This window comes from Streptomyces griseus (assembly GCF_001715295.1).
In the GTDB taxonomy this organism is placed as follows: domain Bacteria; phylum Actinomycetota; class Actinomycetes; order Streptomycetales; family Streptomycetaceae; genus Streptomyces; species Streptomyces griseus_G.
This window is the reverse complement of record NZ_MDKB01000002.1, coordinates 1,748,838-1,771,537: the sequence shown is the minus strand read 5'-3', so window position 1 is coordinate 1,771,537 and position 22,700 is coordinate 1,748,838. Positions and strand designations below refer to the sequence as shown.

The following is a 22,700-nucleotide window of genomic DNA, read 5'->3' as shown; positions in this document are numbered from 1 at the left end:
GTGGGCGTCCTGTGTCGCACCTACGCGCCGGGGTCCGGCACACCCTCAGGGTGTGCCGGACCCCGGCGCGTAGGCCGTACCGCAGGCGTGCCCCGGTACGCCGGCCTCGGTGGCCGGTCGTATCGGTTCTCGGCACGCCGGGCTCAGGGCACGGCCGCCGTGTCTCCGTCAGGCCGTCGGGGCGAGCAGGAGCACCTTGCCGATGTGGGTGCTGGACTCGAGCACCCGGTGGGCCTCCGCAGCGTCCGCCATCGGCACCGTACGGTCCACGACGGGCTTGACGACACCTTGCTCGATGAGCGGCCAGACGTGCTCGCGTACCGCGGCGATGATCGCGGCCTTCTCCGCGAGCGGCCGGGCTCGCAGGGAGGTGGCTGTGACGGCGGCCCGCTTGCTCAGCAGGGCGCCCAGGTTCAGCTCGCCCTTGGCTCCGCCCTGCATACCGATGATCGCGAGCCGCCCGTTCACCGCCAGCGCCCGCACATTGCGGTCCAGGTACTTCGCCCCGACGATGTCGAGAATCACGTCGGCTCCCGCGCCGTCCGTCGCCCTGCGCAGTTCGTCGACGAAGTCCTGCTCGCGGTAGTCGATGAGGATGTCGGCGCCGAGTTCCTTGCACCGGGCCAGCTTCTCGGGGCCACCCGCGGTCACCGCGACCCGCGCCCCCACCGCCTTGGCGAGCTGGATCGCCATGGTGCCGATGCCGCTGGAGCCGCCGTGGACGAGCAGGGTCTCGCCGGGCCGCAGATGGGCCACCATGAAGACGTTGGACCAGACCGTCGCGGTGACCTCGGGAAGCGCGGCGGCCACCGCGAGATCCACTCCGGCGGGCACGGGCAGCAGCTGTCCGGCCGGTACGGCCACCTTCTCCGCGTAGCCACCGCCCGCCAGCAGCCCGCACACCTCGTCGCCCACGGACCATCCGGTCACACCCGGACCGAGCGCCGCGATGCGGCCCGCGCACTCCAGGCCGGGATACGGGGACGCGCCGGGCGGAGGGTTGTAGAAACCCTGCCGCTGCAGGACGTCGGCCCGGTTGACCGCACCGGACACGACCTCGACGAGGACTTCGCCCTCGCCTGCTACGGGATCGGGTACCTCGGTCCATACGAGTGCCTCGGGGCCACCGGGTTCGGGGATCGTGATCGCATGCATGGCGGCGAGGCTACTCCGTACCGCCTTCCGGGCGCGTCAGGCCAGCTGCGACCCGTCCGGGGCATCTGGTCCTTCTACGACCGCTGATTGGACTGCGGCGGATGGTTCGTCGAGGGCACGTGGAGCGGCGAGGCCCGCACGATCGTGATGACACGGTCCGTCAGCTGCAGAGGGCTGGCCGCCGGATCGTCGTAACCGAGCAACCGGTGTCCGCGCAGGACGCTGACCACCAGGTCGTCGGTCTCCCGGACGCTCTTTCCCACCTCGGCCTTTATCACCGGCCGTTCGACGAGATCGAGGCCGCTGCCCTGCTGGATGAGGTCTTCCATCACCGTGCCGGCGCTCGGGCTGAGGACGGAGAGCCCCAGCAGACGGCCTGCCGCGCTGGCGCTGGTGATCACGGCATCGGCGCCGGACTGACGCAGCAGCGGCGCGTTCTCCTCCTCACGCACGGCGGCGACGATCTTCGCGCCACGGTTGAGTTGCCGCGCCGTCAGGGCGACCAGTACGGCGGTGTCGTCGCGCTGAGTGGCGATGATGACCTGCCGCGCTTTCTGTACCTCCGCCCGTAGCAGCACGTCACTGCGCGTCGCGTCGCCCACCACGCCTACGAATCCCTCGGCGTTGGCCGCCTCGATCACCTTGCCGGCCGGGTCGACGATGACGATCTGGTCCTTCTTCAGCCCGGTGGCACAGAGCGTCTGGATTGCCGAGCGGCCCTTGGTACCGAAGCCCACGACAACTGTGTGTTCACGCAAGTTGGTTCTCCAACGGTTCAGCCGGAAGTCCTCCCGGGTCCGTTCCGTCAGGACCTCGAGGGTGGTGCCGACCAGGATGATCAGGAACAGCACACGCAGCGGCGTCACCAGCACCACGTTGACGAGCCGCGCCGAGTCGCTGTACGGCACGATGTCGCCGTAGCCGGTCGTCGACAGCGTCACCGTCGCGTAGTAGACGGCGTCGAGGAAGTCGACCTTCTCGTCGGCGTTGTCGTGGTACCCGCCCCGGTCCGCCCAGACGATGAAGACCGTCGCGGCCAGTACCGCCAAGGCCATCGCCAGTCGCTTGGCGACCTGCCGCAGCGGCCTGTCGACCACCCGTCGGGGCAGGAGCACCCGGGTGGGCACCACGTATTCGTCGGCGCGCCTGGCCATCGCGTCGTGGCCGGGAAGTTTCACGTGAAACACCCTTCAGTCCACGGCGTTGCCGAGGCCCACGGTAGATCGAGGATCTCCACCTCGGTGCCGGACCGTACCCCGCCCGGGGGCACCACAGCCAGCCCGTCGGCAGCGGCGATCCCCCGGAGCATCGCGGGACCGTTGTAGTGCAGGGGCACGACCCCGTCCTCCCGGTGGACCACGGGGACGAGCCGGGTGTCGTGCGGATGTCCCTGGACCTCCTCGTGCACGAGCACTCGAAACGCTACCTGAGCGGGGCGGCCTGCGATTCCGCGGAGCAAGGGTTCGGCCAGCGTCAGGAGCCCGGACACGGCTGCGAGCGGATTGCCGGGCAGACCCACCAGGTAGGGGCCCCCGTCGGCGAACCTGGCCAGAAGCATGGGGTGGCCTGGGCGAACGGCTACCCCGTCGACCAGCAACTCGGCGCCGGTAGCGGCGAGAACGGGATGCACGTGATCGACGGGCCCGGCCGCGGTGCCGCCGGTCGTGATGATCAGATCGGCGTCGGATGTGGTGAGGGCTCGGCGGAGAGCGTCCGCGTCGTCCCCGAGGCGCCTGGGGTCCGTGACCTCCGCTCCCAGGGCACGGAGCCAGGGTCCCAGCATCGGGCCGAGGGCGTCCCGGATCAGCCCCTCACGCGGCAGTCCGAAGGTGAGCAGTTCATCGCCCAGGACCAGGACGTCGACGCGTGGCCGGCCCACGGCCACCAGGGCGTCGTATCCCGCCGCGGCCGCCAGGCCGAGGACGGGCGGTGTCACCAGAGTCCCGGCAGGCAGAAGTTGGTCGCCTGACCGGCACTCCTGGCCGCGCGGCCGGACGTCCTGCCCGGGAACGACCTCGCGAGTCGCGTGGAGCAGCCCCTTGGTCTCGTCCACGCGCGCGTGTTCGCTACGGATGACGGCGGTGGCCTCGGAGGGAATGCGGGCGCCGGTGGCGATGGGGACCGCTGTGCCGTCGGGCAGCGGTACGGCGTTGCTGTGCCCGGCGAGGACCCCGCCGCCTTCCCGTACGGACCACGGGCCCGGCCCAGCGACCACCCAGCCATCCATGGCCGACGTGTCGAAGGACGGCAGATCGGTGAGGGCGACGACGGCCTCGGCCAGGACGTGGCCGAGTGCCCGGTCCAGGGGAAGCCGGTGAGCGGCCCGCGGGGCGGACCGGCCGAGGCGCTCGGCCAAGGCGCGCGCGCCGCTCCACGACGTGGCCGGGTGCGAATGGGGCGAGTGGGATGAGTGGGATGAGTGGGGCGAACGGGAGGAACTGCGGGAGGCGTGCGTAGCCAGCACCTGGGCGCTGCTGCGGGCAGCCGGGGACACGTCGGCGGCAGGGGGATTCTCACCCGATGCCGTCGGGGTGGACGGAGCGGAGAGAGGGGAAGGCTCGACAGGCTCCGAGGGCTGGGGCCGGCCGGACATGGAGTGCGCGGAGGGGGCCTGGGGCCCGACCAGAGCCAGAGCCTGCTCGACGGCCCGCTCCGCCTCGGCGGCACGGGCTTCTGCTGCGGCACGGGCTTCCTCGGCGGCGGCACGGGCTTCTGCTGCGGCACGGGCCTGTGCGGCACTGGTTTCTGCGGAAGTACGGGTTTCTGCGGGGGTACGGGTTGTCCGGCACGTCCGCGCCTTCTCTGCGGCACGGGCTTCCGTGGCCGTCCCGGCTTCGACCGGCTCGGCGACTTCTGCAGCCGTCCGGGCTTCCACCGGCTCGCGTACTCCTGCAGCTGTCCCGGCCTTCACGGCACCGAGCCCGTCGGGCTCACGGGTGCCCTCGGCGGTCCGGGCATCCTCGGCCGTGCGGACCGGGTCGGCGGCTCGGGGCTGCTGGGCGGCGGCAGAGACTTTCCGGGCGTCCGGGGATCGCCGGGCGGCGTCGGCCGGGCGCCCACCCGTCCGATCCGCCGGGAGCGGATCCCCCGTCTCGCCTCCCGGCACCGTCATGGCGTGCCGGTCCCGCCGCCGGCCTCCGTCTCTTCCTCCCAGCGCAGGGCCAACGCGGCGGCCTTGCGGGCCGCGTCCGCCACTGCGGCGGCCGCGTCCTCCGGGCTCGCCCCGCTGCTCGCCTTGGCCGCCGCGTATCCGACCAGGAAGGTGGTCAGCGGTGCGGCGGGCCGGGCGACACCGTGCGCGGCATCACGGGCGAGGTCGAGCAGGACGCCGGTGTCGACGTCGAGTTCGATGCCCAGTTCGCTCTTGACTGTGGTGATCCATTCATCCAGCACGGTCCCATGGTCCCTGATACGCGCCCTGGCGGCAGCTACGTCTTCCCAGGTGTCGCAGTCGAACGAGGCCAGAGGCCCCGCCTCGACCCGTTCAAGGGCGAGTTCGGCCGTCAGCAACCGCAGCGGCAGCCCCGCGAGACTGCCGTGCTCCGTTGCCAGGAGCGCGAGTTCGCGACGCAGCGGTTCCACTCGGTAGGCCGCGACGAGCGGCTGGTCCCGACCGTCGGGGTCCGTACACACAGCGCCTTCGCAGGCTCCCGTACGGACCGCGTCCAGCAGCGAGCGGACGGTCGCCCCGTCCAGGAACGGCAGGTCCGCGGACAGCACGAGCACGGTTTCCGCGCTCACGTGCCGTATCCCAGCCCCGAGCGCTGCCAACGGCCCCCCGCCGGGTGGGACTTCGCGCGTCCAGAGGACCGGACGGCTGGTGGGCCTGCGCCCGCCCACCACGACGGTGGTACCCGCGTCGGCACACGCCGCGAGCACGCGGTCCAGCAGCGCCCGTCCACCCACCCGGAGCCCGGGCTTGTCGGCTCCCCCGAGCCGCTCGGCGGCTCCTCCGGCAAGGACGATGGCGTCATACGCGGTCATGCCCCGAGTATGCGGGCCCCCCGATCCGCCGATCACCCCGGGGAGGGAACTCGATCCCGGAACCGGCGCCCGCAAGGACGGACGGCCGGCACGGCCTTGGCCGGCCAGTCGCGCACGCCCCCGGCCCTGGCCGGCACCCGCCCGTACGCCCCGGCCCGCACGGGCGCGGACTCTTCCCGGCCGGGGGCCGGACACGGTCCGCACGGGTCGGACACACTCCGGCCGGGGCGATCGGGCCGGGGGCCCGGCCGGGGCGGTCCGGCCGGCGGTCCGGCCGTGTCCGGTCACGGCGGACCACCGTCGGTCACAGCGTGCGCAGCAACACCGCCGGCTGCTCCACGCAGTCGGCCACATACCGCAGGAATCCCCCCGCGGTGCCGCCGTCGCAGACCCGGTGGTCGAAGGTGAGCGACAACTGCACGACCTGCCGCACCGCCAGCTCTCCCTGGTGTACCCAGGGCTTCGGCACGATACGGCCGACCCCGAGCATCGCCGCTTCCGGGTGGTTGATGATCGGTGTCGAGCCGTCGACCCCGAACACCCCGTAGTTGTTCAGTGTGAACGTGCCGCCGGTCAGGTCGGCGGGCGTCAGCTTCCCGGCGCGCGCCACCTCCGTCAGCCGGCTGATCTCCGCGCCGATCGAATCCACGTTGCGAGCGTGGGCCCCGCGGACGACGGGCACCACCAGTCCCCGCTCCGTCTGCGCCGCGAAGCCCAGATGGACCTCCGGCAGGCGCACGACCTCGCGGGCCTCGGCATCGACCGTGGCGTTGAGTTCGGGGAACCGGGCCAGTGCCGCCGTGCAGATACGGGCCAGGAGCGCGAGCACCGACACCTTGGGTGCCGTTCCATCGCCTCCGTCGCCGTTCATCGCGGCCCTTGCCGCCATCAGTTCGGTGGCGTCCGCGTCGACCCAGCACGTGGCATCCGGAATCTCCCGCCGGCTGCGCGCCAGCTTGTCCGCGACCGCGCCCCGGACTCCGCGCAGCGCGACGCGCTCGCCGGCCACCACCGGTGCCGGGCCGGTGACCGGGGCCGTCGGGGCGTCGGCACGCTCCTGGTCACCCTTCCTGATCGCGGATTCGACATCGGTACGCAAGATCAGCCCGTCCCGCCCCGAACCCCGGACCTGCCGGAGGTCGAGACCGTGCTCCCTGGCCAGCTTCCGCACCAGTGGGGAGACAACGGCCACGGGTCCCAGGACCTCCGGGGCAGGGGCGGGGGCGGAAGGCCGTTCCGGCACCGTCCGCGGGGCCGCAGGGCGAGCCGTGACGCACGGAGGCCTGACTCTGCGGCGCCGCGCCGCGGGCGCTCCCGTGCCGTAGCCCACCAGTACGTTTCCGGACGACTCACCCGCCGGCTCGGAAACCGCACCGGAGGCATCACCGGACACCGGCGCGGAGGCCGCCCCGGAGGCGGTGTCGGCAGGAGTGGGGCCCGCGTCCGCGCCCGTCGCTCCTACCGCCACGGTCAGCAGCGGGGCCCCGACGGGAAGCTCCGTGCCCTCCTCACCGAACCGCGCCGTCACGACGCCGCCGTACGGGCACGGCACCTCCACCATGGCCTTGGCCGTCTCGACCTCGACGACCGGCTGGTCGATGGCGACCACCTCGCCGACCTCCACCAGCCACCTCACGATCTCCGCCTCGGTCAGTCCCTCACCGAGGTCCGGCAACGTGAACTCGAGTACCTGGGCCATCAGCTCTCGGCCTCCCACTGAAGACGGGCCACCGCGTCGAGCACCCGGTCCACGCCGGGCAGATGATGGCGCTCCTGCATCGGCGGGGGATAGGGGATGTCGAACCCGGCGACCCGCAGCACCGGCGCTTCGAGGTGGTGGAAGCACCGCTCGGTGACCCGTGCCGCGATCTCGCCGCCCGGGCCGCCGAATCCGGATGATTCATGGACGACCACCGCGCGCCCCGTGCGCCGTACCGACGCGGCGACGGTCTCGTCGTCGAACGGCACCAGCGAGCGCAGATCGACCACCTCGAGGTCCCAGCCCTCGGAGATGGCGGCCTCGGCTGCCTCCATACACACCGGGAGGGACGGGCCGTAGGTGATCAGGGTGGCGCTGCGCCCGGGGCGGCGCACCACGGCCCGTCCGATCGGCTCCACCGGGGCCGGTGCCTCCGCCGACCAGGCCGCCTTCGACCAGTAGAGCCTCTTCGGCTCCAGGAAGACCACCGGATCGTCGGAAGCGATGGACTGCCTCAGCAGGCCGTACGCGTCCTCGACCGTGGCCGGCATGACGACGTGCAGACCGGGCGTCGCCATGTAGTAGGCCTCGGAGGAGTCACTGTGGTGCTCCACGCCCCCGATTCCCCCGCCGTACGGAACGCGCACCGTGATCGGCAGGGGCATGGCTCCCCGGGTGCGGTTCCGCATCTTGGCGGCATGACTCACCAGCTGCTCGAACGCCGGGTAGGCGAAGGCGTCGAACTGCATCTCCACCACGGGCCGCAGGCCGTACATCGCCATCCCGACGGCGGCACCCAGGATGCCCGCCTCGGCCAGTGGCGTGTCCGTGCACCGGTCGTCGCCGAACTCCTTGGCCAGGCCGTCGGTGACACGGAATACCCCGCCGAGGGTGCCGACGTCCTCGCCGAGCACATGCACCGTCGGGTCCTCGGCCATCGCGTCGCGCAGCGCGCGACCGAGCGCCTGCGCCATGGTGGCAGGCCTGACCGCGCCCGCACGCTCACCGGCCGTCGCCGCAGCGGTGGTCATCGCCTCTCCTCCGCGCCGCTCTCGTCGTGCTCCGCTTCCAGCTCGTCCCGCAGCCGGGCGGCCTGCTCGCGCAGCTGCCCTGTCTGCTGCTCGTAGACGTGGGTGAACAAGTCCATGGGATCGAGCACCGGATCGGCGTTCATCTGCTCACGCAGTCCAGCGGCCATGCGCTCCGCCGCCTCCCGCACCGTCCCGATCCGCTCCTCGTCCAGCAGTCCCCGCCCGGTCAGGTCCCGCTCCAGAAGCAGGATCGGATCGTGCTGACGCCACGCCTCGACCTCACTGTCGCCGCGGTAACGGGTGGCGTCATCGGCGTTCGTGTGGGCTTCCATGCGGTACGTCACCGCCTCGACCAGCGTCGGCCCCCCTCCGCGCCTGGCCCGGGCCACCGCTTCGCCCAGGACCTGGTGCACCGCGACCGCGTCGTTGCCGTCGACCAGCCGGCCCGGCATGCCGTACCCGACGGCCTTGTGGGCCAGGGACGGGGCGGCGGTCTGCTTGGCCAGGGGCACGGAGATGGCGAAGCCGTTGTTCTGCACGAGGAAGACGACCGGAGCACGCCAGACCGCGGCGAAGTTGAGAGCCTCGTGGAAGTCACCCTCGCTCGTCCCGCCGTCACCCACCATGGCCAGCGCCACGACGTCGTCGCCCTTCAGCCGTGCCGCGTGAGCCAGCCCCACGGCGTGCGGCAGCTGGGTGGCGAGCGGGGTGCACAGCGGGGCGATGCGGTGCTCGCGCGGGTCGTACCCGGTGTGCCGGTCCCCGCGCAGCAGGGTCAGTGCGTCGACCGGGTCCAGGCCACGCGCCACGGCGGCAAGCGTGTCGCGGTAACTGGGAAAGAGCCAGTCACGCTCCTCCAGGACGAGCGCTGCCGCGACCTCGCAGGCCTCCTGACCGGTGCTCGACGGGTACACGGCGAGCCGGCCCTGCCTGGTCAGGGCGGTGGCCTGGGTGTTGTAGCGCCGGCCGCGCACCAGTTCGCCGTAGAGCCGCAGCAGCAGCTCGGGGTCGGCGTGGGCCGCGGCGTCCGTTCCGAGCACCCGGTACGGCTCGGGGTCCGGGAGCAGCGGCGCAGGATCGGTGAGCGGCTTCCAGGCCGGGGGCGGTGTGGGCCGGTAAGCGGCCGCGCCGGGCAACTCCTGGACCGTCATGTGAAGCACCTCCTGGCATCGAGATACATCAAGGGTGTCGAAATCTGCGGAAATATCGAGACGGGAGCGAGGCGCCGGGTGCGGTGTTCCTCACCTACCGATTGTTCGGTCGTGGAGGCATTTTGGCTACAGGCAGCGTCAGCCTGTGGACAAACGGTTCTCCACAGCCTGGGATGGGGGCAGGTCGTCCACAACAGGGAGGTACGGGCAGATGGCCGCTGAACAAATGGCCGCCGACGGCACGGACCCCGACCAGGTGTCGCCCGCCAGGCCGCTCGACGCGGTGGACCGCGACATCCTCCGCATCCTGCGGACGGACGGCCGGGCCTCGATACGAGCCGTCGCCGAACGCGTCCACGTGTCGCGCGCCAACGCGTACGCCCGCATCAACCGGCTCGTGGAGGACGGGGTGATCCGCGGCTTCAGCGCCCGTGTGGATCACGAACGGGCAGGGCAGGGCGCCTCGGCGTACATCACGCTGAAGATCGTCCAGAACTCCTGGCGCACGGTGCGCGAGCAGCTCGAGGCACTGCCGGGCGCCACCCACATCGCCCTGGTGAGCGGCGACTTCGACGTCCTGCTCCTCGTGCACACCCCGGACAACCGGGCGCTGCGGGAACTGGTCCTGACCAGGATTCAGGCCATGCCCGAGGTGCTCTCCACCCGCACCCTGCTGGTCTTCGAGGAGACCGACCTCGGCCCGCGCCCGGACCGGCCGGCCGAGCTCACCTAGGCGCATCGACGCGAGCCGTTTCCGCCCGGAACGGCGGGGGCGGGTCGGCCGGGCGGGCCCGCACAGGCCACCGACCGGCGGCTCAGCGGCTGGCCCGCATCCCCTCGAAAGCCAGCTGCACGACCGTGTCGGCCAGCTGCTCCCACTCCGACGGTCCGCCCGGCTGCGGGCGATACCACTCGACCAGGGAGTTCACCATGCCGAACAGGAGCCGGGTGGCCAGGCGTATGTCGACGTCGGCCCGCAGGTCACCGTCCGCGACGGCGGCCTTGAGCAGTTCGGACACCCGCTGGTCGAACTCCCTGCGCCGCTCCAGGGCCCAGCGCTCGGTGTTCGTGTTCCCCCGGACCCGCAGCAGCAGCGTGACGTAGGGCAGTTCGCCCACCAGGACCTCGACCGTGCGGCGCGTGACGTACTCGACCCGTGCGATCGCCCGCCCCCGCGTCGCCCCCGGCTCCTCCAGGATGCCGAACAGGCCGTCGAGCGCCCGGCTCACCGCACGGCGCAGCAGTTCCTCCTTGCCGGCCACATGGTGGTAGATCGACGACTTGGAGATTCCGGCCGCCTTGGACAGATGCTCCATGGAGGTGCCGTCGTAGCCGCGTTCGTTGAAGACACGGACGGCAACGGTGAGGAGGGTTTCCGGAGTGTACGTGTCCCGCTTGGCCGTGGTCATGACCGCGATCCTCCCCCATGAGTTGTCCACAGGTCCTTCGGGGCCCCTTGTCCCGACCGATCGTTCGGTTACTCTAACTCCGTCCGCACATCCCTGCCCGGCTCGACGAGGAGTTGGTCCGTCATGGCCGCCGAGCTTTCCCCCGAGAAGCTGTCCGAGACCCACCGTCCGACGCTCGACCAGGCACTCGACGCGATCCGCACGCGCGCCTACTGGTCGCCGCACCCCGAGCATCCGAAGGCCTACGGCGAGGGCGGCCCGGCCGGCAGCCTGGGCGCGGCGGAGGGCAAGGCCGCGTTCGACGCCGTGCTGAACACCCGACTGGATCTCGGCCAGCCCGGCACCGACGGCTGGACCGGCGGCGAGGTCTCGCCGTACGGGCCGAAGCTCGGCGTCGAGTACCCGCATGCCGACCCGGACGTGCTGCTCCCGGCGATGATCGCCGCCATGGGCGGCTGGCGGGCGGCAGGACCGGAGACCAGGGCCCTGGTCTGCCTGGAGATCCTCGCGCGGATCAGTGCACGTACGCACGAGCTGGCCCATGCCGTGATGCACACGAGCGGGCAGGCGTTCGTCATGGCCTTCCAGGCAGGCGGCCCGCACGCCCAGGACCGCGGTCTGGAAGCGGTGGCGTACGCCTACGCGGAGCAGACGCGCACGCCGCACACCGCCGACTGGTCGAAGCCCCAGGGCAAGCGCGACCCGCTCCGGTTGCACAAGACCTACCACGCGGTCGGCCGGGGTGTCTCGCTGCTGATCGGCTGCAACACCTTCCCCACCTGGAACGGCTACCCGGGCCTGTTCGCCTCCCTGGCCACCGGCAATCCGGTCCTGGTCAAGCCGCACCCGCGGGCGGTGCTGCCCCTCGCGCTCACCGTCCAGCTGGCCCGCGAAGTGCTGGCCGAGGCGGGTTTCGACCCCAATCTCGTCGCACTGGCCGCCGAACGGCCCGGCGAAGGCATCGCCAAGACCCTGGCCCTGCGCCCCGAGATCAAGATCATCGATTACACGGGTTCCACCGCCTTCGGCGACTGGCTGGAGGCCAACGCCAGGCAGGCGCAGGTCTACACGGAGAAGGCCGGCGTCAACACGATCGTCATCGACTCCACCGACGACTACCGCGGCATGCTCTCCAACCTGGCCTTCTCGCTGTCCCTCTACAGCGGTCAGATGTGCACCACCCCGCAGAACCTGCTCATCCCCCGGGACGGTGTGCCGACCGACACGGGCCACAAGACCTACGAGGACGTGGTCACGGACATCGCGGGGGCCATGACCGGCCTCCTGGACGACGACGCCCGCGCCAACGGACTGCTCGGCGCCCTGGTGAACCCGGACGTGCGGGCGCGCCTGGACCAGGCCGCGGGGCTGGGCGAGGTCGCTCTCCCGTCCCGCCAGGTGGCCCATCCCGACTTCCCGGAGGCGGTCGTGCGCACCCCGGTGCTCATCAAACTCGACGGCACCGATCCGGACGGCGGGTCGGCCTGTCTCTCCGAGTGCTTCGGGCCGGTCTCGTTCGCTGTCGCCGTCGAGTCGACGACCGCCGCACTGGATCTGCTCCGCCGCACCATCCGGGAACAGGGCGCCATGACGGTGGGCGCGTACACCACGTCCCCGGAGGTGGAGCGCGCGGTGGAGGACGTCTGTTTCGACGAATCGGCCCAGCTCTCGCTCAACCTCACCGGCGGGGTGTACGTCAACCAGACGGCGGCCTTCTCCGACTTCCACGGTTCGGGCGGCAACCCGGCGGCCAATGCGGCGCTGTGCGACGGAGCGTTCGTCTCCAACCGGTTCCGTGTGGTGGAGGTCCGCCGCCAGGCCTGACGCCCGTCAGGCCTCGCCGTGCCCTCCCCCGGCGGGGATGCGTGCCGACCGGGTGAGCGGGGGGGACGAGCGGCTCCCCCGCTCACATCGCTCACCCGCTCGACGGCTCCGGGATGTCCGCGTACCGCTGGACCCAGGCATGCATGGCGATGGCCGCCGCCGCTCCCGCGTTGATCGACCGCGTCGATCCGAACTGTGCGATGGAACACACGACCGATACGTGCCGGCGTGCTTCCTCCGTCAGCCCCGGGCCTTCCTGACCGAAGAGCAGCACGCACCGCCGGGGCAGAACCGTGCGTTCGAGGGGCACGGCGCCGGGGAGGTTGTCGATACCGATGATCGGCAGCCCCTCGGCGGCCGCCCAGGCGGTCAGGTCGGCGGTTTCGGCATGGTGACGCACATGCTGGTAGCGGTCGGTGACCATGGCACCCCGCCGGTTCCAGCGCCGCCGGCCCACGATGTGGATCTCCTTGGCGAGGAAGGCATTGGCCGTGCGCACCACCGAGCCGATGTTGAAGTCGTGGCCCCAGTTCTCCACCGCCACGTGGAAGTCGTGCCGTCGCAGGTCGAGATCGGCGACGATCGCCTCACGCGTCCAGTACCGGTAGGCATCGCCCACGTTGCGCCGGTCGCCCAGGGCGAGCAGTTCGGCGTCGTAGCGCTCCCCCTCTGGCCAGGGCAAGGGGTGCGGGCCGACCCCGATCCCGGTGCCGTACCCGTCGTCGTACTGGAGGGGCTCCGCGGACGGATCGGGCTCCGCGGGCGGGTCCGACACCGTGGAGCGACCCGTTCCCCCGGGCGGTCCGGCCGCCGTGGACGGTTCCGCCGCCGCTGCTGCTGCTGTCCGAGGCTCTTCTGCACTACCGGTCTCGCTGGTCACCCGACGAGCGTATGGCCCCCGTCCCGGCCGTGCCCCAGGGGCTCCTGATCACCGTCGTCCGTCCGCCGCTGTCCCGGCACCCTGGCCCCGCCCCCCGCCCGGGAGACGAGCCGCTGCCGGCCGAGGGTCGCCCTGCCGCCCAGCCACAACAGGAACCCTGTCGGCAGGAAGACGGCGTCCGCCGCGATCATCGCCATCGAGAAGAAGGGGAGTCCGAGGAGAACGGCGATCCCGGCGTGCTCCCCGATCATGACGACCAGCAGAACGTTCTTGACCCGCCGGTTGAACAGGGTGAAGGGGAAGGCGACCTGCACCATCACCGTGGCGTACGTCAGCACCATGACGGCCAGCGCGCTGGACGCGAGCAGACCGGAGAGCGCCGGCCACGGGGTGAAGTAGTCGAGCTTGAGCGGATAGTAGAGGGCCGTGCCGTCCTGCCAGCGGGATCCCTGGATCTTGTACCAGCCGGCGGTCGCGTAGATCAGGCAGACCTCGGCCATGATCACCGCAAGGGCGGCATTGTGGGCCAGGTTGGCCAGGACGTCGAGCAGGGTGCGGAGCTCACGGTCGGGTGCGTAGCGGCGCAGGGCCCACCAGAGGCCGTTGCCCAGCCACAGCACGCACAGGAGCGTCCGCAGCCACCAGGTTCCGCCGAGTCCGTCCATCACCATGGCGGGCAGCAGGACAGTACCGGATACGGCCCACAGGGCCGGGCCCACGACATCCCGTGAGGGCCCGTGCCCCGCCGCGCGGTGTGCGGCGTCCCGTGCGGCGCGTCGCGCGTCCAGCGACCAGACCCGTGCGCAGCGGGTGAGCACGAGATAGATCGCCATCAGATGGATGACGTTGTCGCCACCGTCCCCCATGAAGATGCTGCGGTTCTGCAGCGAGAGCACACCGGCCATGAACACGACCGAGGTGACGCGGGTCCGCCAGCCGAGCATCAGAAGGGCGGCGGAGATCAGCGTGAGTCCGTAGACGCTCTCGAACCAGAACATGCTGTCCGACCACATCAGGACGGTGAAGGCGTCGTTACCGGCGACGAGTTCCCTCGCCATGTCCCAGCGCCACGGGCCGTCGGGGCCGTACATCTCGTGGCGGTTCGGCAGCTCGCGCAGCAGGAACAACAGGTAGGTGGCGGAGACACCGATACGGACGACGGCGCTCTGGTACACGCCCAGCGGTTCGGCAGTGACCCGCTGGATGGCGCGGGCCAGGGAGCGGTCGGAGTTCCGGACGCCGCCGCGCGGCTCGGCGGATGTGCTCACTTCTCCGCCTCTGCGCCGCTCGACACCTGATCCGCGCCGGCCTCCGGCAGGTCCGACGGGGTCACGGTCCACCACGGGAGGACCCGGTAGTTCGGCTCGGTGCTGATCTTCTCTGCGCTCCACGGCGGAGCACCGACGGAACGGACCGAGGAACGCACCTGGATTCGCTCGACCGTGCCCCCGTAGTCATGCTCGGAGAGGCGGAGCATCACGATCCGCCGGATGTAGCGCTCCGACAGTTCTCCTCGCAGGCCACGGGGGCGGTTCTCGTCGTCATGAGACCCGGTGTAGAAGTCCCAGGCCCGGCGCAGCTCGTTCTGATGGACGTGGCTGGGAAGGGGGTTCCCGCGGATCGCCTGGCCGTCCTCGTGGGAGAGGCTCATCCAGCGCGTGGTGATGCGGCCGTCCGCCCCTTCGACCTCGGCCCGCACGTGTACGGCGATGTTCTGCTGCAGCGGATTGGGGGCGAAGAGCTTCCAGTTCTGTTCGAATTCCGGATAGATCCAGTCGTCGATGCGCTCGCCGTGCTGCTTCGTCAGTGTGTTGGACGGGGCCACGTGCAGGAACACCATGGCGAGGTGACCACAGGCCACCAGCCCCATCACGGAGAGCGCCAGGGCCGCGACGATCTGGTACGGAAGTGACAGGCCGGCTATTCCCCGGCCCTCCCGCCGTGAAGGGGCCGTGCTCGGAGCCGTCGCCGGGTCCGGCACGGAATCGCGTCTGCCGTACGGCTCAGGACCCGGTATGCCCCCGGGTTCGGCGGCCGCATCCGCCGCGGTGTCCGTCTGCTCCGGAGGCGGGGCGACCACCTCGGGCCCGGGCCCGCCGCTCGAACCGGCGCCGTTCCGGCGGGGTATCTCCGGCCAGGCACGCTTCTCGCCGTCAGCACGCCCACCGTGGTCCGAATCCATCCCGCCCCGATCACCGTCGATCACCGCTCAGTCATCCACAGGGTTGACACCCTACGGGCCTCCGACTCACCATTGAAGCCAAGGAACCGAACGATCGGTCGGTAGGGAGTCCGGGATGACGGCAGTGACCGCGGAGGAAGCGACGCAGGGGGCGGCGGACGGGGCAGCGGCGGACGCGGCGCGCGCCGAGGCCTTCGACGCCGCCGTCGCGGCCGACGATCGGATCGAGCCGCGGGACTGGATGCCCGACGCGTACCGGGCCTCCCTCGTCCGCCAGATGGCGCAGCACGCGCACTCCGAGATCATCGGCATGCAGCCCGAGGCAAACTGGATCTCCCGGGCACCCTCGTTGCGCCGCAAGGCGATCCTGATGGCGAAGGTGCAGGACGAGGCAGGGCACGGGCTGTATCTGTACAGCGCGGCGGAGACCCTGGGGACAAGCCGCGAGGAGCTGCTCGACAAGCTGCACGCCGGCCGTCAGCGGTATTCATCGATCTTCAACTACCCGACGCTCACCTGGGCCGACGTGGGGGCAATCGGCTGGCTGGTGGACGGCGCCGCAATCACCAACCAAGTACCGCTGTGCCGTTGCTCCTACGGCCCGTACGCCCGGGCGATGGTCCGGATCTGCAAGGAGGAGTCCTTCCACCAGCGCCAGGGGTACGAGCTGCTGCTGGCCCTCAGCCGTGGCACTCCTGCCCAGCACGAAATGGCGCAGGACGCGGTGAACCGCTGGTGGTGGCCGTCCCTGATGATGTTCGGTCCCCCCGACGACGCGTCCGCCCACTCGGCACAGTCGATGGCCTGGAAGATCAAGCGCCATTCCAACGACGAGTTGCGCCGGCGCTTCGTCGACATCTGCGTCCCGCAGGCGGAGGCGCTGGGCCTCACCCTGCCGGACCCCGACATCCGGTGGAACGAGGAGCTCGGCCAGCACGACTACGGGGCGATCGACTGGACGGAGTTCCAGGAGGTACTCAAGGGCAACGGCCCGTGCAACGAGGAACGGCTCGCCCAGCGACGCAGGGCCCATGAAGAGGGCGCCTGGGTCCGCGACGCGGCAGCGGCATACGCAGACAGACACGCGGAACGGCCCGGGACGTCCGGAGCGGCCGCAGAGCCCGTGGAGGCGACCGCATGAGCAGCTCGACCGACTGGCCCCTGTGGGAGGTGTTCGTGCGTTCCCGCCGCGGACTGTCCCACACCCATGCGGGCAGCCTGCACGCGCCGGACGCCGAGATGGCCCTGCGCAACGCCCGCGATCTGTACACCCGCCGCTCCGAGGGCGTCTCCCTCTGGGTGGTCCCGTCGACCGCGATCACGGCCTCCTCGCCCGACGAGAAGGACTCCTTCTTCGAACCGGCCGGGGACAAGCCCTACCGCCACCCCACCTTCTACGAGATCCCGGAAGGGGTGAAGCACCTGTGAGCGCGGCCCTCGCCCTCGGCGACGACGCGTTGGTGCTGTCGCACCGGCTGGGGGAGTGGGCGGGTCACGCCCCGGTCCTCGAGGAAGAGGTGGCGCTGGCCAACATCGCCCTGGACCTGCTGGGCCAGGCAAGGATGCTGCTCTCGTCCGTCGGGGACGAGGACGAACTGGCCTTCCTCCGCGAGGAGCGGTCCTTCCGCAACGTCCAGCTGGTGGAACAGCCGAACGGCGACTTCGCCCACACCATCGCGCGCCAGCTGTACTTCTCGGTCTACCAGCATCTGTTGTACGAGCAGCTGGCCGCAGGGACGGGGGAGTTCGCCGACCTGGCGACGAAGGCCGTCAAGGAGGTCGCCTACCACCGCGACCACGCCGAGCGGTGGGTCCTGCGGTTGGGTGACGGCACGGCCGAGAGCCACGAGCGCATGCAGAACGGACTCGACGCTCTGTGGCGGTTCACCGGCGAGCTGTTCCGACCGGTGGAGGGACTCGACGTCGACGGGGAGTCGCTGCACGGCAGTTGGTCGTCCGCCGTCACTTCCGTGGTCGAGCGGGCCACCCTGCGCCTTCCGTCAGGCCCACAGAGCAGCGCGTGGAGCGCGGGAGCCGGCCGACAGGGCCTGCACACCGAGCCGTTCGGGCGCATGCTCGCCGAAATGCAGCACCTGCACCGCAGCCACCCGGGGGCGTCATGGTGACGGAGACCTTGCTGGAGGCGGAGCTCCACCGGCTCGCGGGCTCGGTTCCGGATCCCGAGCTGCCGGTCCTCACCCTGGACGAGCTCGGTGTGCTCCGCGGGGTGCGGATGGACGGGCCCGACCACGTCACGGTCCAGCTCACACCGACGTACACGGGCTGCCCGGCGATCGAGGCCATGTCCGCCGACATCGAGCGGGTGCTGCGCGATCACGGCGTGGCGGAGGTGTCCGTGGTCACCGTGCTGGCCCCGGCGTGGTCGACGGACGACATCAGTGACGAGGGGCGCCGCAAGCTGGCCGAGTTCGGCATAGCGCCGCCGCGGCCGGGCGGGCCGTCGGGGCCCGTGCCGCTGACCCTCTCGGTGCGCTGTCCGCACTGCGGTTCCACGGACACGGAGCTGCTGAGCCGGTTCTCCTCCACGGCATGCAAGGCGCTGCGCCGTTGCGTGGCCTGCCGCGAACCGTTCGACCATTTCAAGGAGTTGTAGATGTTCCATCCGCTCCGGGTCAGCGCGATCGAACGGATCACGGACGACGCGGTGGCCGTCACCTTCGCCGTGCCCCCCGCGCTGCGCGAGACCTTCCGCCACACACCGGGCCAGCATCTGAACGTGCGGTACGGCGCCGGTGGCGAGGAGATCCGCAGGTCGTACTCGATCTGTGCGCCTGCTGCCGAGCAGCCGAACCCTCCCGAGCTGCGGGTGGGTATCCGCATGGTCGACGGCGGGGTGTTCTCCACGTACGCCCTCAAGGAACTGACGGTCGGTGACGAGGTGGAGGCCATGCCTCCGATGGGCCGCTTCGTCCTTCGCCCGCGCCCCGGCCACTTCGCGGCGATCGTCGGGGGCAGCGGCATCACACCGGTGCTGTCCATCGCGGCAACGCTGCTGGCGCGTGAGCCGGAAGCACGCTTCTGCCTGATCCGGAGCGATCGGACAGCGGCCTCGACCATGTTCCTCGACGAGGTGGCCGACCTCAAGGACCGTTATCCGGACCGCTTCCAGCTGGTGACCGCGCTGTCACGGGAGGAGCAGGCCGCCGGGCTCACCTCCGGCCGCCTGGACCGGGAGCGGCTGGGTGGGCTCCTGCCCGCGCTGGTGTCGGTTCCGGATGTGGCGGGCTGGTTCCTGTGCGGACCGTTCGGTCTGGTGCGGGAGGCTGAGAGGGCCCTGCGGACGCTCGGCGTCGAGCGCGCCCTGATCCACCAGGAGATCTTCCACGTCGCCGACGAGAAGACAGCTGCGCCGACCGCTGCCCGGGTGACCGCTCCGGCGGAGAGCAAGCTCACGGCGACGCTTGACGGCCGCTCCGGCAGCTGGCCGGTCCAGGACGGCGAATCACTGCTGGAGACGGTCCTGCGTGGCCGCTCCGACGCCCCCTACGCCTGCAAGGGCGGCGTCTGCGGCACGTGCCGCGCCTTCCTGGTGTCGGGCGAGGTGCGGATGAACCGGAATTTCGCCCTCGAGCCCGAGGAGACAGAAGCCGGCTTCGTACTCGCCTGCCAGTCGCACCCCCTCACCCCGGAGGTGGAGATCGACTTCGACCGCTGACCGGCCGTGCCCCCGCCTGCCATGACCGGCCGTGCGCGGCTGCTACGAACAGTCGGCCGGGCAGGACGGTCGAACACGAACCTCCGGGTGTGGTGCTGCGGTGCAGTCCTGGACAGCCCCACCACCCCCGGAGGCCTTCGCCCGTGATCACAACCCCCGAGCCAACAACGTTCGTGGATCCGTATCCGTGATCCGTACGCTCGTGACCCACACGCTCGTGATCCGTCCGCTCGTGATCCGTACGCTCGTGACCCACACGCTCGTGATCCGTCCGCTCGTGATCCGTACGCTCGTGACCCACACGCTCGTGATCCGTCCGCTCGTGATCCGTACGCCTGGGCCGTTCGGCTCCTCAGGAGGTACAGACGGAGCGGGGCGACGCTCGCCTCCGGGGGCGAGCCCTACGCGACCGACACGGTTGCGTGACGCTCGGGACGAGCGGCCCGCACGAACAGCCCGCACGGTCGGCGCCCACGTCCCCACGTCCGGCGCCCGCTCCCAGCCCCCGCCGCCGGCCCCCGGCCCCGCTGCCAGCCCCCGGACCAGTCAACCTCCGCGCCACTGCGCCACCCCGGCAGGGGCAGGAAGCAGAAGCAGGAGCAGGGGCGGAAGCAGGGCAGGGGAAGAAGCAGGTAACGGCCGGAGCGGCAGCGGGAGTCAGAGGACGAAGGCGGGGTTTCCGCTGTCCGTGACCATCGGACGGCCCGCTCCGTCCCAGGCGAGCATCCCGCCATCGATGTTCACCGCGTCGATGCCCTGCTGCACCAGGTACTGGGTGACCTGGGCGGACCGGCCGCCGACCCGGCACATCACATGGACGCGCCGCCCGTGATCGGCTGCCTCGGTCAGTTCACCGAAGCGCCCCACGAAGTCGCTCATGGGGATGTGGAGCGCGCCCTCGACATGCCCCGCCGCCCACTCGTCGTTCTCCCGGACGTCCAGCACGAGGCCGTCCGCCGGCACCGCCGCTACGTCCACCGAGGGCAGCGGAGCGAAATTCATGGGTCATGCCTTCTCTCGTACGTACGCGCCAGGGTCTCCGGAAACGCTACTGCACCAGTGCCGTCAACTCCGCCTCGCGCTGGGCCACCTCGGCCAGGAGCTTCTCCCCGATGTCCTCCAGCAGCCCGTCGGGGTCGTCCGGGGCCATCCGCAGCATGGAGCCGATCGCGCTCTCCTCCAGTTCCCGCGCAAGAGCGGTGAGCAGTTCCTTGCGGCGGCTCAGCCACTCCAGCCGGGCGTAGAGCTCCTCGCTCTCGCTCAGCTGCAACTCCGGAGCGGCCGGGCCCGCCGCCCACTCCGCTGCCAGTTCCTGCAGGAGCGCGACATCACCACGCCCGTAGGCGGCGTTGACACGCGCGATGAACTCGTCGCGCCTCGTTCGCTCGGTCTCGTCCGAGGCGAGGTCCGGGTGGGACAGGCGTGCCAGCTCCCTGTAGAGCTTGCGCGCCTCCTCGCTGGGCCTGACGCGCTTCGGCGGCCGGACAGGCTGCTCCGTGAGCATGGCCGCCGCCTCCGGTGACAGCCCGTCGGAGTCCATCCAGTCGTGGAAGAGCTCCTCGACCCCGGGCATCGGCATGACGATCGCCCGCGCCTCCTCGGCCTTGCGCAGGTCCTCCGGATCGCCGGTCTTCGCGGCCCGCGCCTCCGCGATCTGCGCGTCGAGTTCGTCCAGGCGCGCGTACATCGGACCGAGCTTCTGGTGGTGCAGCCGGGAGAAGTTGTCGACCTCCACGCGGAAGGTCTCCACCGCGATCTCGAATTCGATCAGAGCCTGCTCGGCCGCCCTGACAGCCTTCGCGAGCCGCTCCTCGGGCCGGGGGGCTCCCGACGGGTCCGCAGGCGCGCCACGGTCGTCGCCATCGGCGCCGCGACCGGCGTCTCCGCCGGCCCCGGGCCCGCCACCGACCTCGTCACCGGGCGTCGCCCCGGGGTGGTGTCCGGCCGCCGGTTCGCCGTCCGGACCGTCGGGCAGCTCGGCCGGGGACGCGGGGTGCGCGTACTCCGGCTCGCTCGGCCGGTCCTCGGGCCGGCCCTGGCACTGGTCCCGGTCCTGCGCGTCTACGTCGTTCCGGGTGGTCGGCACCCCGGTGGCTTCTTGACTCACCCGTCCAGCGTATGGCCACGGCCCGCACCGCGGGGACGCGCGGGGGCAGCAGACCCGCCGGAGGCCCGCTAGACACCGAGTTCGGCGGCCGTGCGACCGCTGCGGACCGCCCGCACGAGCTCGGCGTGGTCCGCCTCCGTACGGTCGGCGTAGAGCACCGCGAAATCGGCCACGGCGTCGTCCAGCTCGGCGTTCTTCCCGCAGTAGCCCGCGAGCAGCCGGGGATCGGCACTGTGCGCGTGAGCCCGGGCCAGCAGGGCACCGGTCATCCGCCCGTAGTCGTCCACCTGGTCCGCCGCGAGCGCTGTCGGATCCACGCTTCCCTTGCGGTTCCTGAACTGGCGCACCTGGAAGGGCCTGCCCTCGACCTCGGCCCAGCCGAGCAGTATGTCGCTGACCACCTGCATCCGCTTCTGCCCGAGCACCACACGGCGCCCTTCGTGCGCCACTTCCGGCACCTCGAAACCTGCCTGGGGGAGGTAGGGGGAGAGGGCGGAGGGCCTCGCCTCCTTCACCTGCAGGACCAGCGGCTCACCACGGTGATCGAGCAGCAGCACGACGTAGGACCGGGTGCCGACGCTGCCCGTGCCGACCACGCGGAAGGCCACGTCGTGGATCGCGTAGCGGGCCAGCAGCGGGGTCCGGTCCTCCGAGAGCGTCGAGAGGTAGCCCTCCAGACCGGCCGCGACCGCCGCCGCCTCCGCGTCCGGCACCCTGCGCAGCACGGGCGGGGCGTCGATGAAGCGGCGTCCTCCGTCCTCGCACTCCTCCGTGGACCTGGCGGCGAAGCGGGCGCTGGTGTTGTTGCGGGCCTTGGCCGATACGCGCTCCAGTGTGCCCAGCAGATCCCGCGCGTCCGTGTGCGAGACGAGTTCCTCGTCCGCGATGGCGTTCCACGCGTCGAGGGCGGGCAGTCCGGCGAGCAGACGCATCGTGCGCCGGTAGGCACCGACCGTGTCGTACGCGCCCTGCCGGCAGGTGTCCTCGTCCGCGCCCGCCTCGCGGCCGGCGAGGACCAGCGACGTGGCGAGCCGCTTGAGGTCCCACTCCCACGGGCCGAACACGGTCTCGTCGAAGTCGTTGAGATCGATCACCAGATTGCCGCGCGCATCGCCGTACAGCCCGAAGTTGGCCGCGTGCGCGTCACCGCAGAGCTGTGCACCGACACCGGTGACCGGTGTGCCGGTCAGGTCGTGGGCCATCAGCCCGGCCGAGCCGCGTAGGAAGGCGAACGGGGTGGCGGCCATCCGCCCCACCCGGATCGGCGTCAGGGCGGGCACGCGGCCCCGGTTCGACTCCTCCACCGCCTGGACCGCGTCGGGCCGGCCGGCGGGCAGCACCAGCGATCGATGGGCGGAGCGGGGCACCTGGTGCCGCAGCGCCTTGCCGGCGGCCTTCGGTGATCTCCCGGGATCCTCCGCCGGACGCCCTCCGGCCGCGCGCCGCGCGAATCCGGGCACGACCGGAATGCGCGCTCCTCCCGCTGCCGCACTCCGCGCCGGCACCGTCACCTCGGCCTCACTCATGGAGCGCCGCCTCCCCCGTCTTGTCGCTGTCCCGCCGAACTCACCTGCGCACGACCGTACAACTGCGCCGCGCCGG

21 protein-coding genes are annotated in these 22,700 nt (G+C 71.4%); 7 read left to right on the top strand and 14 right to left on the bottom strand.

Annotated features, from left to right (window positions below; translation table 11 throughout):
• Positions 1–168 precede the first annotated feature (168 nt).
• From BA175_RS14525 to pdhA, 7 genes are all read right to left on the bottom strand, one after another.
• Positions 169–1,155: an NAD(P)H-quinone oxidoreductase gene (locus BA175_RS14525; RefSeq protein ID WP_069171686.1), complete on the bottom strand. Its 987-nt coding sequence runs from the start codon at positions 1,153–1,155 to the stop codon at positions 169–171.
• Between the two features lie 74 nt (positions 1,156–1,229).
• Positions 1,230–2,333: a potassium channel family protein gene (locus BA175_RS14520; RefSeq protein ID WP_069171685.1), complete on the bottom strand. Its 1,104-nt coding sequence runs from the start codon at positions 2,331–2,333 to the stop codon at positions 1,230–1,232.
• On the bottom strand, positions 2,330–4,030 hold the full coding sequence (locus BA175_RS14515) for a molybdopterin molybdotransferase MoeA (RefSeq protein WP_438947329.1): 1,701 nt from the start codon (positions 4,028–4,030) through the stop codon (positions 2,330–2,332). The genes BA175_RS14520 and BA175_RS14515 overlap by 4 nt, the downstream gene beginning before the upstream one ends.
• A gap of 233 nt (positions 4,031–4,263) precedes the next feature.
• Positions 4,264–5,139 carry an NTP transferase domain-containing protein gene (locus BA175_RS14510; protein ID WP_069171683.1) on the bottom strand — a complete coding sequence of 292 codons (876 nt, stop codon included), beginning with the start codon at positions 5,137–5,139 and terminating at the stop codon, positions 4,264–4,266.
• 304 nt (positions 5,140–5,443) lie between these two features.
• Positions 5,444–6,838, bottom strand: a complete 1,395-nt coding sequence (locus tag BA175_RS14505) for a dihydrolipoamide acetyltransferase family protein (RefSeq protein WP_069171682.1) — start codon at positions 6,836–6,838, stop codon at positions 5,444–5,446.
• Positions 6,838–7,869, bottom strand: coding sequence for an alpha-ketoacid dehydrogenase subunit beta (locus BA175_RS14500; RefSeq protein WP_069171681.1), 1,032 nt, complete (start codon positions 7,867–7,869; stop codon positions 6,838–6,840). Before BA175_RS14500 ends, BA175_RS14505 begins: the two co-directional genes overlap by 1 nt.
• On the bottom strand, positions 7,866–9,020 hold the full coding sequence (gene pdhA, locus BA175_RS14495; RefSeq protein WP_069171680.1) for a pyruvate dehydrogenase (acetyl-transferring) E1 component subunit alpha: 1,155 nt from the start codon (positions 9,018–9,020) through the stop codon (positions 7,866–7,868). The genes BA175_RS14500 and pdhA overlap by 4 nt, the downstream gene beginning before the upstream one ends.
• 211 nt (positions 9,021–9,231) lie before the next feature.
• Here pdhA and BA175_RS14490 point away from each other — a divergent pair, with 211 nt between their 5' ends.
• Positions 9,232–9,753 (top strand): Lrp/AsnC family transcriptional regulator, encoded by a 522-nt coding sequence (locus BA175_RS14490; RefSeq protein ID WP_069171679.1) that lies wholly within the window; start codon positions 9,232–9,234, stop codon positions 9,751–9,753.
• Between the two features lie 82 nt (positions 9,754–9,835).
• Here the strand turns inward: BA175_RS14490 and BA175_RS14485 are convergent, their stop codons facing one another.
• Positions 9,836–10,429, bottom strand: coding sequence for a TetR/AcrR family transcriptional regulator (locus BA175_RS14485; RefSeq protein ID WP_069171678.1), 594 nt, complete (start codon positions 10,427–10,429; stop codon positions 9,836–9,838).
• A 123-nt stretch (positions 10,430–10,552) separates the two neighbouring features.
• On the opposite strand from BA175_RS14485, the gene paaN reads away from it, so the two are divergent.
• On the top strand, positions 10,553–12,253 hold the full coding sequence (gene paaN / locus BA175_RS14480; RefSeq protein ID WP_069171677.1) for a phenylacetic acid degradation protein PaaN: 1,701 nt from the start codon (positions 10,553–10,555) through the stop codon (positions 12,251–12,253).
• Between the two features lie 91 nt (positions 12,254–12,344).
• Here paaN and BA175_RS14475 read toward each other — a convergent pair whose 3' ends face one another.
• From BA175_RS14475 to BA175_RS14465, 3 genes are all read right to left on the bottom strand, one after another.
• On the bottom strand, positions 12,345–13,028 hold the full coding sequence (locus tag BA175_RS14475; RefSeq protein ID WP_069171676.1) for a TrmH family RNA methyltransferase: 684 nt from the start codon (positions 13,026–13,028) through the stop codon (positions 12,345–12,347).
• 101 nt (positions 13,029–13,129) lie between these two features.
• Positions 13,130–14,401 (bottom strand): HTTM domain-containing protein, encoded by a 1,272-nt coding sequence (locus tag BA175_RS14470; protein ID WP_069171675.1) that lies wholly within the window; start codon positions 14,399–14,401, stop codon positions 13,130–13,132.
• Positions 14,398–15,315 carry a DUF5819 family protein gene (locus BA175_RS14465; protein WP_069172116.1) on the bottom strand — a complete coding sequence of 306 codons (918 nt, stop codon included), beginning with the start codon at positions 15,313–15,315 and terminating at the stop codon, positions 14,398–14,400. Before BA175_RS14465 ends, BA175_RS14470 begins: the two co-directional genes overlap by 4 nt.
• 115 nt (positions 15,316–15,430) lie before the next feature.
• Between BA175_RS14465 and paaA the strand changes: the two genes are divergently transcribed.
• Genes paaA through BA175_RS14440 form a run of 5 tightly spaced genes read left to right on the top strand, consistent with a single transcriptional unit; the run spans position 15,431 to position 18,991 of the window.
• Positions 15,431–16,456, top strand: coding sequence for a 1,2-phenylacetyl-CoA epoxidase subunit PaaA (gene paaA / locus BA175_RS14460; protein ID WP_069171674.1), 1,026 nt, complete (start codon positions 15,431–15,433; stop codon positions 16,454–16,456).
• Positions 16,453–16,743, top strand: coding sequence for a 1,2-phenylacetyl-CoA epoxidase subunit PaaB (gene paaB / locus BA175_RS14455; RefSeq protein ID WP_069171673.1), 291 nt, complete (start codon positions 16,453–16,455; stop codon positions 16,741–16,743). Before paaA ends, paaB begins: the two co-directional genes overlap by 4 nt.
• Positions 16,740–17,441 carry a 1,2-phenylacetyl-CoA epoxidase subunit PaaC gene (gene paaC / locus BA175_RS14450; RefSeq protein WP_069171672.1) on the top strand — a complete coding sequence of 234 codons (702 nt, stop codon included), beginning with the start codon at positions 16,740–16,742 and terminating at the stop codon, positions 17,439–17,441. The genes paaB and paaC overlap by 4 nt, the downstream gene beginning before the upstream one ends.
• Entirely contained in the window at positions 17,435–17,929 is a 495-nt protein-coding gene (gene paaD / locus BA175_RS14445; RefSeq protein WP_069171671.1) for a 1,2-phenylacetyl-CoA epoxidase subunit PaaD, read from the top strand. Before paaC ends, paaD begins: the two co-directional genes overlap by 7 nt.
• Positions 17,930–18,991: a 2Fe-2S iron-sulfur cluster-binding protein gene (locus BA175_RS14440; protein ID WP_069171670.1), complete on the top strand. Its 1,062-nt coding sequence runs from the start codon at positions 17,930–17,932 to the stop codon at positions 18,989–18,991.
• Between the two features lie 657 nt (positions 18,992–19,648).
• On the opposite strand, the gene BA175_RS14435 is transcribed toward BA175_RS14440, so the two are convergent.
• The 3 genes from BA175_RS14435 to BA175_RS14425 all read right to left on the bottom strand — a co-directional run bounded on the left by BA175_RS14435 (position 19,649) and on the right by BA175_RS14425 (position 22,624).
• Positions 19,649–19,993 carry a rhodanese-like domain-containing protein gene (locus tag BA175_RS14435; protein WP_069171669.1) on the bottom strand — a complete coding sequence of 115 codons (345 nt, stop codon included), beginning with the start codon at positions 19,991–19,993 and terminating at the stop codon, positions 19,649–19,651.
• A gap of 46 nt (positions 19,994–20,039) precedes the next feature.
• A complete protein-coding gene (locus tag BA175_RS14430) occupies positions 20,040–21,098 on the bottom strand; it encodes a J domain-containing protein (RefSeq protein WP_069171668.1) in 1,059 nt (352 codons plus the stop codon).
• 68 nt (positions 21,099–21,166) lie between these two features.
• Entirely contained in the window at positions 21,167–22,624 is a 1,458-nt protein-coding gene (locus BA175_RS14425) for a DUF2252 domain-containing protein (RefSeq protein ID WP_069171667.1), read from the bottom strand.
• Between the last annotated feature and the right edge of the window lie 76 nt (positions 22,625–22,700).